Below are 12,320 nucleotides of genomic sequence, written 5' to 3'. Positions count from 1 at the left end.
ACTCGTGGTGCTCGCCTCACTTTGCTGGGGTTTATCGGGCGGCATCGGCGGCCTGCTCATGGCGGACGACTGGGATGCGTTCGTCGTCTCGTTCTACCGGGGCGCCATCGGTCTGCTGTTTGTGCTCGGCTGGTTGGCGATCCGCCCGCGTCACAGCGGGTTGCGCAATCGCCGCCTGTGGGGCTGGTCAGCAGTGGCCGGCCTGGGCGTCGCGGGCAACTTCGCGTTCTACTTCCTCAGCATCTCGCAGGGCAGCGTCGCGGTGGCGGCGACTCTGATGTACTCGGCGCCGATCTTCGTCTACCTGCTCTCGTTCGTGCTCAAGCTCGAAAAGGCCACGCCGATAAAATGGGCCGCCATCGTGGTAGTGATGCTCGGCATCGTGTTGCTGACACGCATATACGATGTGAGCTCAGGAGGCGTCACGCTACTCGGCGTGGGCGCCGGGCTGCTGGCCGGGGTCTCCTACGCAGTGTTCATCTTCGGATTCAAATACGCGGCGCCGCACGGCAGCCCACAGGCCATTCTGGTGATCGCCTTCGCGGTTCTCGCCGTGCTCCTGGTCGGCCTCGGCGACACCAGCCAGACCCTGGATGTGTTGCACACGCCGGACTGGCCGCTGTTCGTCACGCTGGGGATACTCGGCGCCGGGCTCTCGTTCATCTTCTACATCGCCGGCCTGAAACACACCGCCCCCGCCGTCGCCTCCATCGTCGCCATGGTCGAACCCGTCACCGCCTCGCTCTTCGGCGTCGTAGTCCTCGGCGAAAGCCTGGTGAGCATCCAGGTCATCGGGATGGTGCTGATCCTCGCCACGGTGACAGCATTGAGCGTCTACACCAGCCCCAAGCAAAGCGTGGCCGAGGATTAGAGCCACTGCCTGATTGGGGAAGCAGAAATATCAGATTGGCATTCACAGGCGGCGAAAAGTGAAATGAGAAAGAAAACATAAACGCCAACGCTGATCTATCATGAGATCGATTCTCGAAGCGCTATTTTCTCAGCCACTTTCGCTCGGCGCTCAACAAGCCTCATAATCAAACCTATGCACTCTACCGCCCGACACTGGCTAAGCATTAGCTACCGCATTAGCGCCATTTCCCTGGTTGCGGTGACCGTCGGTGCGGTTGCTTCTCTTTGCGCCATCGGCTTCGTGGAGGCGGTAGCATGGTTGAATCACCGGCTGCTGGTGTCTCCCTACGCCCGGATTCAGTGGGGCGAGCGACCGGAGTTGGTGATGGCCGCGACGGTACTGGTGCCCACACTGGGCGGTCTAGTCGTGGGACTTTTGATGCGCTATGGCTCGAGTGTGCGGCGGGCGCTAGCGCCGCCGGACGCCATTCTCGCGGTGCAGACCGATCAACCGTTGCCGAGCTTGCGCAATGGTATCGTTTCCACCCTGGCGGCGATTGTCTCGCTGGGCAGTGGCGCCAGTGTGGGCCAGTACGGGCCCATGGTGTATCTGGGCACGCTGTTTGGGGCGCTGGCTGCCAAGCTGAAATTGGGCGTCAAGGATCTGAAGGCCATTGCCATTGCCTGCGGCGTGTCCGCCGCGATTGCCACAGCATTTAATGCACCCATTGCCGGGCTGGTATTCGCCCACGAGGTAATACTGCGTCACTATTCGCTGCGCGCCTTTGCACCAGTCACGGTGGCCGCCGCCACAGGGTATGTATTAGCCAATGTGGTTTTTGAGCGTGAACCTTTGTTCCTGGTGGATTTTGCCGGCGTTAGCCATAGCTACGAGTTTTTGCTCTTCGCTTTTGAGGGAATTTTATGCGCGCTGCTGGCCTGGGTATTTATCCGCTTGATTGAGAAGGCCGGCAAACTGGCCGCCCTGGTCCGGTTGCCACAAACGATCAAGCCCGCCGGTGCCGGCTTGGCACTGGGGCTGGTGGCGTTGTGGATGCCAGAGGTACTGGGCATCGGCCAGGAGAGTCTGCGCTTTGCGACCATTCCCGGCGCTTTCGGGGCTGGAGAGCTGGGCTTACTCGTCACCCTGAAGCTGCTGGTCACGGCCTTGTGCGTGGGCTTCGGTTTCGTGGGCGGGGTATTCAGCCCAGCGCTGTTGATCGGGATACTGTTTGGTTCATTGTTCGGCATGACGGCACAAACGATCGTGCCGCTGGAGTTATCCGGCCTGGTGGCTTACGCCATTGGGGGCATGATGGCGCTGGCGAGCGCGGTGATCGGCGCGCCGCTGACGACCATATTGATCGTGTTTGAGTTGACCCGCAATTACGACTTGACCATTGCGGCGATGGTAACGGTAGTGTTTTGCAATCTGGTCTCCTACCGGATGGTGGGCCGCTCGCTGTTTGACCGGCAACTGCGTGCACGGGGGTTCGACCTTCGCCAGGGCCGCGACCGGGCGATCCTACAGAGCCTGGCGATTGCCGATTACGCCTCGACCGATGTCACGCGCGCGGATGCCACCGATACCGCTGGCGCCATCCGCACACTACTGGTCGAACAGCAGCGGGCCGAGGCCGTACTCACCGGCGCTCAGGGCTATTTTGTCGGCTGTGTGCGCCTGCAGACACTCCTCACCCTGCCCGATGCCGAGCCGGTGCCCCGAAAGTACTGGCGTATTGATCCCGCGTTTACCCACGCCACCAGTGTCTGGGACGCCATGAACGCGCTGGAGGGTTTCGTGGGCGAATCGGTTCCGATTCTGGACGGCGATGGCCGACCCGTTGGCAGTGTCTCCGAAGAGGCGGTGATCCGTGCCTACCTGGGCATCGTCGATGACTTGCGACGGGAGGAAAATGCGACCGCTTAATCTCATGTTGCTACTCACCACCGTGCTGACGCTACCGGCGCTGGCGGATACGGACCACCCCACGCTCACTGTGGTCACCTGGGGCGGTGCCTACGAGCGTAGCCAACACGAAGCCTACTTCGAGTCCTTTACCGAAAAAACCGGCATCGAGGTAGAAACCGTACGTTTTAACGGCGGGTTGGACGCCCTAAAAGAAGCCTACGCCAAGGGCAATCACTCCTGGGATGTGATCGACATGATCAAGGCCAACGCCGACACCGCCTGCGAGCAGGGCTTGCTGCGCGAACTGGACCCGAGCATCCTTGCCCCCGCGCCCGACGGCACCCCCGCGAACGAGGATTTTATAAAAGGCGCCATTGGCCGCTGCGCAGTGACGCAACTGGTATTCTCTACCGTGATCGCCTATGGCGACCGGGCCTTTCCCGGCGTTAAACCCCGTCGCGTCGAGGACTTTTTCGATACCCAGCGCTTCCCCGGCCGGCGCGCCCTGCGCCGCGCGCCAGTGGGGCTGTTTGAATGGGCGCTGATGAGCCAAGGCGTGCCCCGCAGTCAGCTCTATGACCTTCTAAGTACCGAGCGCGGCCTTGATCTGGCCTTCAACCAACTTGACAAACTGCGCGGGCAACTCACCTGGTGGACCGGTGGCAACGAGCCAGCTCGGCTGCTGGCCGAAGGCAAAGTCGCCATGGCTTCCGGCTACAACGGGCGCTTTTTCGATGCCCAGGTCAACGACGGCGCCCCTATCACCATTATCTGGGATGGCCAACTACTGGACTACAACAGTTGGGCCATCCCCGCCCAGGCGGATCAACCCCAGCTTGCTGAACGCTTCATCCGCTACGCCACGCGCGCCGAGCCCATGGCCCATCAAGCCAGTCTGATCAGCTACAGCCCCGCACGTCATTCGGCACGCGAGCGAGTGGGGTTACACAAAGAGACCTCCACCCCCATGCGCCTCTATTTGCCCACCCTGCCCGCGCATCTGGAAAAAGCCATACACCGTGATCAGCAGTGGTACACCCAGACATTTGACCTGCGCTGGCGATTGTTTGAGCGCTGGATGAACCGGCACGACACACAGGACTAGCCTCTCAATCCTAAGCGCGCCCCCAGGGCAACGAACAAGGCGCCAAGACCGCGATCCATCCACATACCCACTCGTGGGCTTGCCTTCAGGAAAGCGCCCAACTTCGCCCCCAGCATTACCAAGGGAGGCTCAATAAACGCCGCGACCACGATAATCAAACTACCATGCAAGAATAGCTGGGCTCCCACCGGCCCGGCGCCTTCCACGACAAATTGCGGCAAGAAGGCGAGGAAGAAGATAGCTACTTTGGGATTCAGCGCGGAGACCAGCACACCCTGCCAATAGACCGACTGCACCTTTGCATCCTGGCCTTCGCCATTCGAGATAAAAGAGTCACCCTTCGACAACAGCATTTTGACGCCCAGCCATATCAAATAGGCAGCCCCAACCCACTTGACCACAGAAAACGCCACAGCCGATGTGGCCAGAATGGCCGACAGGCCCGCCGCCGCCATGGCCACATGCAATGCAGTCCCCGACCAGCCCCCAAGCATCGCAGCGACCCCATATCGACGCCCGCTACGTAGCGTCTGGCCTAGCATGAACGCAATATCCGGCCCTGGGGAAAGGTTTAGGAGCACCGCCGCTGACAAAAACGCCAGCCAATGTACCAACGAATAATCGAACATATCGAAATTTCCTTTATTTTCACGTCAACGGCTTGTGTCAAAGAGCCCCAGCCTTCGCCTCCACGCGCATGGGATCGCTGGCCAGCCAATCCTTGATCTGTACTTCGTAGTTCATATCGATATCCGTTATCAGCCATCATGCAATTATCACGTGCATGACGACGTTGTTGGACTCTTTCATATCGATGTTAGCAAATACCAGACATCCGTAATATCTCGTCGCTTGGAACCAGAACCAAGTCGGCAGCCGATAATCCAGACGCTAAGATAGCTTGGTCGACAAGGTAAGTCCCCGCACGATAACCAATCCAACGCCGCCCATCCGGGTGCTGGAACATCCAATTGTCGTAAGACGCCGAAACCGGAAGCTCTAGCAACTCGGTAACCCATTGCTCGATCTCGTCAGGATATTGCCCCCATGGCGTCTCACGGCCTCCAAAATCACGCTCAAATACGGTCGCAAGGCCCTCGCTGACGACTCCTTCCATAAAGGAGGTACGCGCCGACCCACCATACATGACCCACCCTCTTACCAAGTGATGGAACTCGTGGAACAACGTGAAACGTAGCTGCGTACGGGCGACAGCAGCTACACCTCCCGGCAATCTCGCATCAACGGTCCAACCCACGCGGCCTGGTGCGATTGCCATGCCCATCTCTCCCGTTTCAGGGATAACGAAAGGCCCCGTCTGACAAGCCAAACTCAATATCTTCATTTAAGTCGCCGAGGAAAGAACGAATCTCCGGTTCAGCATCGGTACATATCTCTTCAACAACCCGACGAGCATCCTTTGAAAAATGCCGACAATCATTTGTATCAAGAAATAAAGGAACGATCATCAGTGATTCACCTGTCGGTTCGACGCAGACACACAGATGGTCTTGGTCTTTATAAAGCGGAGCAAAATAATGGGCATTCGTGCAGTATTAATTACCAAGTGGCATTATTGACTCTCCTTAGCCTTGCTGATGAACCCCTCTATCAGAGCACTTGCACGTTCAACGTCCTGCTCATAAATAAACAGATGATCGAATACAGCGCCGCACTGAGGACCAGCTTTAATCCCTTCATTATTCAGCAATTCTAGAACAGGACCGAGAAAACCAATGACGTCGAATGGGAGCTCTCCATCTGTAGACAAGACTCGGAACGGACCAAAGCAATCTCTAACCGGAACTTCGGCTTTTAAGCGTTCAACTGCTGCATCTTCGACAATAGCTGACACACTGGCTTGGTCACGAATCAAACAGCTATAACGGCCAACACTTTCAACAAACACGTTAGCAACTGCTTGAGCGGATGCATCGCCAAGATCCAACATCCAGTACCGTTCAGGCCAGGTCTTCAACTTCATATTTGCCCATACAGCAATTGGATCAATAGACATTAAATCCTCCTAGCGAATCAACTGACTATATTCAAATGGCTACCCACCACCAACACGTAAAAATTTTTAGCGAAGGCGTACCAAAAAACTTTCGCGGTGCTTTTCTTAGTTTCAACTATTCATGAATTCTAGTCATATATCCCGCATCTTTCCCATAGACCGAAAGGTGATGCCTTAACTTATCATTCACCTCCACAACTTCGAACCCTTGGCGCTTCCAATAAGATGACGTCCCCTGCACAGCTACTAGGAAAAACTTCCTATACCCCCTTGATTTTGCGGACTCCAACACTGCATTCAGCAAATATTCCCAGTACCGCCATTACGTGCTTTACGGCTCACCGCGATGTCGTGGATACAAAGACTATCCGCATCTACCGGAACAGAATAATCAACACCTTCCAGGCCAAGAATTTCGCCATAAACCCATGGCAAAGCCACCACGTATCCTACTTTCATTTCGTTCTGAATAGCGATGAAACTGAAGTCTGAATTAGCAGACAATTTTGCAGAAAATGAATCAACAGACTCGAGAAGATCCTCGCTATAGCACTCGCGCTGAATGCAAGAAATGTCCAAGAGATCAGCCTGCGACATCTTTCTAATTTTCATAGTGCTATGCGTACCTATCTTGTGACGTATAACGCTTTGCTCACCGGAAAATTATGAGCACAGCGAGTAATTTTTCCGAGTTCAGCAACTTGTTATACACTGGCTGACACCTTCTGAAGTGCCGCTGCATGTTTCTCCATGGCACTCACTAGCGAAGGCAAATAGTCTGCTTCTATGATCAAGTGCAACCTGGCAAACACTTCGGCATCCAATTTATCGCTGGCCTTTACTACTTTCAGGTGCTTGCTGTGTTGAACCTCGTCAAGATGGCCGCCATTGTGTGCGACTATGTTTCTGATCAACTGCGCATCGAGTATTTTCTTCCATGAGTCATCATCTGATGGAAACGGGATACCAACTTCCTTTTTCAAATAAGTCTTGGCTCGTTCGATGCCGCTGCCCCTAATATCCTTTAGTGCGACATTCGATCTGTTCACCTTCTTTAAGATTAGACAAAGCTGATTGATGTAATCTTCGAATAGCGAGATAATCATTATCAGTTGTGACTGCCGTTGACACTGAGGAAATTCTTGCGCGATGTTTGCCGCCAAATCATTCCTGTAGCCGTACCTATCCCAGCTCAGAGCTTCTTCACCGTCAATGTTTAATGATCGCTCATATGACGCTGACTCCTCTCCCCAGACAATTCAATGAAAACTCGAAAGCTTTTAAGCTTCTGCAAGAAATAGCTTGAGACTTGCACAGGGGATAATTTCATCCTGCTCCTCCGCCTAAAGCTGCTGGGCGTAGCCCACAGCGGTTTTAGCTTTTTGTTAGGCGGGTAGGCACCAACGCCCTCAATTTGCTGACGGCATATCACTCTCTGAGAACTGCCAATGAAAGCAATCTCGCTGCCTCAACATCCGATAGCGCAACATCACTATTATTACCATGCGCGATATCGTCCCTTATCTTCTTCAAGCGTCGCAATTCGCTAATCTCACTATCCGTTATACTTGACCAGGATACGATGGAACACCATGTGAACCGCTCAACTAGCGATCGGAATTCAGCGTACTTCCGCTCTAAGAGTGCGCCTCCCTCCGAACTAACTTTCGGTGGAATATCGCGACATAGAATTGCCGTACTAGATGCACCCGTGGACTTGAATGCCCGATGTGTCGCGATTTCAACTGAAATGAAATAGCTGAGAAAACGCCTGACACTATCAGTTTCTATTTCGGCGCTATGCAAGAATCCAGTTGCACGTGGGTCGAGATCCCGGAGGCGGTCTATTGAGTTTGTTAGAAGCTGCTCAACTTCACTGGTTTCAATACTCTTCGAAACTGTTAGGGCCCCGGACATCTCGATACGAAGATCATGCACTGTTCTCCCATCGTCTAGTTTTCCCGCTATCGTTTCCGTGACCGGATTTACCTTCACAGGGTGACCCAAATTGGAGAATTCGACAGTCACGGACGAGTAGATCCGAGGCGCCGCACGCTCTGTTACGTCTCTCAATGTGGATTTGGCTGCGTGGAATGTCTCGTACGTGACTAGTTCCGCCTCCTCGCCCTGCTTCCATTTCCCTTGAGTAGAGGTGTGCTTTGCAGTTGGCCCCACTATTACCATCACGAAAGGCGCACGGACGCTGTGCTTGTTACACCAATCCTCTTCGTTCTTGACAAAGTCGTCATCCAACTCGAATCGACACATCTCGTTCAGGCCATTCCCCAGCAACACCGTCACCGGCAGTCCGAAATCTTCCGTAACCGTGCGTCGAACGATGGAATTGTGATCGATAGTCACGCCGACCAGTGTCGCTACGGATACATGGTGGAAGTGGGCGGTCAACGGACTGTCAGGCTCGATTTCCTGAAAGCCCATTGATCGCAGTGCATATTCTGTTAATACCATTGTGTCCGCCCCTGCCTAACGACATATCTCAGCCGCGGCGAAGCCGTCGGTTGGAGAGCCTAGTTGGAACTTCCCCTTGCTACTCGGATGATTCACCCTCGACGATTAGAACAAGCTCCTCCAATTGGCGAGCGCTATTAGCAACCCCCTCAACCAATCGCTGAAGAGATGCCCCACCATCCATGTAGATCCGGGCCACCTCCAAAAGGCGCATCGATAAGCCTACCTCCCGCATTCTATTCGGCACATTACGACCCAAGGCGATCAAGTCATAGAACGAGAGGTGCATCAATTGCGAGCCAAGCGAGCCGACTTGGGACTGGAGCTCTTCTATCCTGCCTGAGTCAACCATCGCCTGCGCATTGCCAGCAAGATCCTCTGCCTTTCGTGACATCTCCCTTAAAGCAGCTCTTACACGGGTCACCGAATCTTGGCTAAGAGGAAGCTGATCCACCGTGTCATTCTTGAGTGCATACGCCAAGTCCTTTGCGCGCGTCGCGGCAGCCTCTAGTGATTCCCCAGATCCCAAGGTCATCCGGAACGAAGCAATTTCTTCCAAAGCGGCAGCAAGTTCTCGCATCCTTGACTCAAGCCCCTTCTCCACCGCCACATCACCCGCCGCTAACTCTCTCAGATTCTTCGCTTCGTATGAGTAGTCAGCTCGCCACTCCTCAAGCCACGGATTTACCATTCGTTGCTTGGCCGGAGTCTCAGCCCAGACAAGAATTCGGTGCAATAGCAAACCCAGCTCGGAATGGAAAGCTGATTCCTGTTCATCCTCACTATTTCCCTCCTTTAGTCGGTTGCCCAGGTGCTCACGAATAAGAGCGACAACTTCATGTGGCTCGGCAGGCCTTGAAGTGGTGATGTGCCGTAAATAGGGCTTGCCCTGAGAGTAATAGACCGGCTCGCTACCCTTTGGGACTATAACAGCGAGCACAACATGGTCGCTCTCCATCGCCCAGATTACCCTGGGAGTAACGGCGGGCTTAATGGAACCGCTACAGATTCCTTCTAAACGCCGCAGGATTCCATCTCTCGCCTCAAGGTCTTCCAAGCCTTCCAAACCAATCAAATCTCCATTGTCATCAATCCCTATAAAAATTGTTCCTGTATTCGAAGTGGCAAACGCAGCAACCTCCTTGGCTAGGTCGCTAACCTGCTGAGGAAACTCGCGTTTAAACTCAACTTCTTGACTCTCACCCTTTGCTCGGATCGTGGGCAGATCTCGCGAAAGCTTCTCGTCGGCCCATGAAGGAAAACTCATAAAAGCATCTACTCCGACAGTTTCGGTAACATGCATAGGCATGCTTTTCTGGCCTGAGAGTTAAAGTAGTAACCTAATATCGACTTCCAAAAAGCTGCTTGGCCGCAAATTCTGAGTTCAACACCTGGCCAAATCGGTAAGGTGTTGAACCCATGTCATATTCTGAACTTTGCATTGAAGAACGTGCCACTATCCAGGTCAGCCTCGCACAAGGCTTGAGCATCAGGAAGGTCGCGGCTCTGCTCGAACGATCCCCAGCGACGATCAGTCGAGAGATACGGCGTAATGGATCGTCCGATGGATGGTATAGCGCGCCACACGCGCAACAGCGTCGTCATGACCGTCGAGGCGTTTGTCGACCAAGGCGCAAACTGCTTCCAGGCAGCCCTCGATTCGCCCTGATTCAGCACATGCTTCGTCGGCGCTTGTCTCCCGAGCAGATCAGCGGCAAGCTCAAGCATATGAATATCCCTGACCTTCGAGACGCCTACGTCTGCCGAGAAACCATCTACAGCGCCATCTACGCGTTGCCCGTCGGTGAGCTGAGAAAGGAAATGATCCATTGTTTGCGGCAAGGAAAAACGACCCGCAAGCCGCGTCGTGGTCAGGTTGACCGGCGCAACCAAATTCCGGATATGGTGAGCATTCACCTCCGTCCTCCAGAGGTGGAGAAACGTGAGTTTCCTGGCCACTGGGAGGGCGACCTGATCAAGGGCAAGAACAATGCATCGGCTGTCGGCACCCTCGTCGAACTCAAAAGCGGTTACCTGATTCTGGCGAAGATGAACGATGCGACGGCCACCTCTGCTGTAGAAGGCTTCAGCGCCGCACTGAATCGTATGCCGCTGGCTGTACGGAAGAGTCTGACGTATGACCAGGGACGTGAGATGACGCAGCACGCCAAGGTCACCCAGAATACGGGGGTCGCCATCTACTTCTGTGACCCGCACAGCCCATGGCAGAGAGGGGCCAAGCGGCTGGCCGCCCCCTCAATCTCAATGGCCTCATACGGCAGTACTTGCCGAAGGGAACGGATCTATCGGTCTATAGCCAGCCAGAACTGGATGAGATCGCGCTTGAGCTGAACATTCGCCCGCAAAAGCGCTTCGACTTCAAGTGCCCCATCGAAGTGATGAGCAAGCAGATGGCGAAGTACCATGAGGCTCCATCATCGACACATTGACGGTGTTGCACTCAGAACCTGCATCCGCCCTGTGTTAGATATCGTGCTCGATATTTCACTTGAACGTGCATACTGATTTTTTCTGACATGGCCGCATAGAGTCGTCAGCTGCCGACCTATCTGCATCAGCGTAGCCTATGACTTCTTCATTCGGCCAGGAGCTTTATTTAAGAGTAGACTGATATAACAGGTATTAGATAGCGCGCTCGTTTTCCCACTTGAACGCGCACGCGCGTTCAATAAATCTTATCTAGCCTGCTACTTCGCACCTAACCCATTGATTTTAAATAAAATCAATAAAACTTAGGCAATATATGCAGAATTCACGTGCTGGCGCGTTTTACCGGGACCAATATTCGGAATGAGAAACAGCGGCAGGTCATGAATTCCAGGCACGCTACCGCCCCTACCCTGCAAGCGGTGATGCGCCCTTGCCATCCATGCGGTAGTCCCTGCGTTGTGTCGTTTTCATTCTTCAATCTGGCCGTCTAAGCAGCCTTAGTGATTCAGAGTATGCAAGTGTGATGATGGATGCAAAGCGGCGGTTGGTCGTAGGGGCGGGGCTCTGGCGTCAACGCATTAGGCGGGGGTGAATGCCCTCTCCGACGGGGCGCGCCGTAGGTGGCGGTGGCGGAGAGGGTGGGGAGGCGCGGTTTACGAGGTGGCGATGCCGGCTCTAGCGGCGTGCAGCTTGCGGTAGCTTTCGATCAGGCGCTGGTGGCGGTCGATGCCTTCCAGCCCCATGCTGGTAGGCGTCAGCCCGGGGAAGCGTATCTCGTCGTTCACCGCGCCGATCACCTGGCGCATGGTCTCTTCGCCGAACATACGCGTGAAGTTGCGGTGGTAGTCGTTGAAGTCGAGGTCGTCGTCCAGGGCGATCTCCAGCACCGCCTGCATGGCCTGATGGAACAGGCCGCGCTGCACGGTGTTGTCGTTGAACTGCAGGAACATCTGAACGTGCTCCAGCGCGGCTTCGTACTCGCCCAGAGCGATCTCAATCAGCAGCTTGAGCTCGAGGATGGTCAGCTCGCTCCACACGGTGTTGTCGTCGAACTCGATGCCGATCAGCGTGCCGACCTTGATGTGGTCGTCGAGCTGGCTTTCTTCCAGACGCTCGAGCAGGTCGGCCAGGCGTTCATCCTCGAGCGAATGCAGGTTGAGGATGTCGGAACGAAATTCCAGCGCCATGTTGGTGTTGTCCCACACCAGGTCCTCGACCGGGTACACCTCGGAATAGCCCGGCACCAGAATGCGGCATACCGGCGCGCCCAGGTCCTCGTGCTCCATCACATAGGCTTCCAGGCCCTGGTCAGCGAGCAGTCCGTAGAGGCGCTCGGCTTCTTCTGCGGTGGTGCCGGCGAAGTCCCATTCATGGAAGTCGAGATCCGTGCGGTCGCTGAAGAAACGCCAGGAAATCACCCCGGAGGAGTCGATGAAGTGCTCGACGAAGTTGTTGGGCTCGGAGACCGCCAGCGAGCTGAAGGTCGGCTGCGGCAGGTCGTTCAGGCCTTCGAA

General features: G+C 55.1%; 12 protein-coding genes and 1 pseudogene. 4 read left to right on the top strand and 9 right to left on the bottom strand.

The window, feature by feature from the left end; translation table 11 throughout:
- The 3 genes from OP496_RS15770 to OP496_RS15760 form a co-directional block, all read left to right on the top strand.
- The coding region (locus tag OP496_RS15770; protein WP_348522017.1) for a DMT family transporter at positions 1-871 on the top strand (871 nt) is incomplete at its 5' end.
- 174 nt (positions 872-1,045) lie between these two features.
- A complete protein-coding gene (locus OP496_RS15765) occupies positions 1,046-2,782 on the top strand; it encodes a chloride channel protein (protein WP_280564736.1) in 1,737 nt (578 codons plus the stop codon).
- A complete protein-coding gene (locus OP496_RS15760; protein WP_280564734.1) occupies positions 2,769-3,869 on the top strand; it encodes an ABC transporter substrate-binding protein in 1,101 nt (366 codons plus the stop codon). Before OP496_RS15765 ends, OP496_RS15760 begins: the two co-directional genes overlap by 14 nt.
- On the opposite strand, the gene OP496_RS15755 is transcribed toward OP496_RS15760, so the two are convergent.
- From OP496_RS15755 to OP496_RS15720, 8 genes are all read right to left on the bottom strand, one after another.
- Entirely contained in the window at positions 3,866-4,498 is a 633-nt protein-coding gene (locus OP496_RS15755; protein WP_280564733.1) for a LysE family translocator, read from the bottom strand. The two genes, OP496_RS15760 and OP496_RS15755, sit on opposite strands and share 4 nt — an antisense overlap.
- A 188-nt stretch (positions 4,499-4,686) precedes the next feature.
- On the bottom strand, positions 4,687-5,148 hold the full coding sequence (locus OP496_RS15750; RefSeq protein WP_280564732.1) for a DUF2268 domain-containing putative Zn-dependent protease: 462 nt from the start codon (positions 5,146-5,148) through the stop codon (positions 4,687-4,689).
- Between the two features lie 16 nt (positions 5,149-5,164).
- Positions 5,165-5,338: a hypothetical protein gene (locus OP496_RS15745; RefSeq protein ID WP_280564729.1), complete on the bottom strand. Its 174-nt coding sequence runs from the start codon at positions 5,336-5,338 to the stop codon at positions 5,165-5,167.
- A gap of 104 nt (positions 5,339-5,442) precedes the next feature.
- On the bottom strand, positions 5,443-5,886 hold the full coding sequence (locus OP496_RS15740; protein WP_280564728.1) for a hypothetical protein: 444 nt from the start codon (positions 5,884-5,886) through the stop codon (positions 5,443-5,445).
- A 297-nt stretch (positions 5,887-6,183) separates the two neighbouring features.
- Positions 6,184-6,483 carry a hypothetical protein gene (locus tag OP496_RS15735; protein WP_280564727.1) on the bottom strand — a complete coding sequence of 100 codons (300 nt, stop codon included), beginning with the start codon at positions 6,481-6,483 and terminating at the stop codon, positions 6,184-6,186.
- A gap of 107 nt (positions 6,484-6,590) precedes the next feature.
- Positions 6,591-7,049, bottom strand: coding sequence for a hypothetical protein (locus OP496_RS15730; RefSeq protein ID WP_280564726.1), 459 nt, complete (start codon positions 7,047-7,049; stop codon positions 6,591-6,593).
- Between the two features lie 265 nt (positions 7,050-7,314).
- Positions 7,315-8,355 (bottom strand): hypothetical protein, encoded by a 1,041-nt coding sequence (locus tag OP496_RS15725; RefSeq protein ID WP_280564724.1) that lies wholly within the window; start codon positions 8,353-8,355, stop codon positions 7,315-7,317.
- A 79-nt stretch (positions 8,356-8,434) separates the two neighbouring features.
- Complete coding sequence (locus OP496_RS15720) at positions 8,435-9,664, bottom strand: ATP-binding protein (RefSeq protein WP_280564723.1); 1,230 nt, start codon at positions 9,662-9,664, stop codon at positions 8,435-8,437.
- Positions 9,665-9,774: 110 nt separating this feature from the next.
- Between OP496_RS15720 and OP496_RS15715 the strand changes: the two are divergent.
- Positions 9,775-10,805, top strand: a pseudogene (locus OP496_RS15715) (IS30 family transposase).
- A 654-nt stretch (positions 10,806-11,459) separates the two neighbouring features.
- Here the strand turns inward: OP496_RS15715 and OP496_RS15710 are convergent.
- Positions 11,460-12,320, bottom strand: an 861-nt coding sequence (locus tag OP496_RS15710) for a YcaO-like family protein (protein WP_280564721.1), incomplete at its 5' end; no start/stop codon positions are given.

This window comes from Chromohalobacter sp. 48-RD10, from assembly GCF_029889785.1.
Classification (GTDB): Bacteria; Pseudomonadota; Gammaproteobacteria; order Pseudomonadales; family Halomonadaceae; genus Chromohalobacter.
This window is presented reverse-complemented; position numbering and strand designations above follow the sequence as displayed.

Excerpts from the sequence above, each read along its gene's own strand:
- OP496_RS15755 (WP_280564733.1), bottom strand. The coding sequence starts at position 4,498 with ATGTTCGATTATTCGTTGGTACATTGGCTGGCGTTTTTGTCAGCGGCG.
- OP496_RS15750 (WP_280564732.1), bottom strand. The coding sequence starts at position 5,148 with ATGGCAATCGCACCAGGCCGCGTGGGTTGGACCGTTGATGCGAGATTG.
- OP496_RS15735 (WP_280564727.1), bottom strand. The coding sequence starts at position 6,483 with ATGTCGCAGGCTGATCTCTTGGACATTTCTTGCATTCAGCGCGAGTGC.
- OP496_RS15765 (WP_280564736.1), top strand. The coding sequence starts at position 1,046 with ATGCACTCTACCGCCCGACACTGGCTAAGCATTAGCTACCGCATTAGC.
- OP496_RS15725 (WP_280564724.1), bottom strand. The coding sequence starts at position 8,355 with ATGGTATTAACAGAATATGCACTGCGATCAATGGGCTTTCAGGAAATC.
- OP496_RS15760 (WP_280564734.1), top strand. The coding sequence starts at position 2,769 with ATGCGACCGCTTAATCTCATGTTGCTACTCACCACCGTGCTGACGCTA.
- OP496_RS15740 (WP_280564728.1), bottom strand. The coding sequence starts at position 5,886 with ATGTCTATTGATCCAATTGCTGTATGGGCAAATATGAAGTTGAAGACC.
- OP496_RS15745 (WP_280564729.1), bottom strand. The coding sequence starts at position 5,338 with ATGATCGTTCCTTTATTTCTTGATACAAATGATTGTCGGCATTTTTCA.
- OP496_RS15720 (WP_280564723.1), bottom strand. The coding sequence starts at position 9,664 with ATGCCTATGCATGTTACCGAAACTGTCGGAGTAGATGCTTTTATGAGT.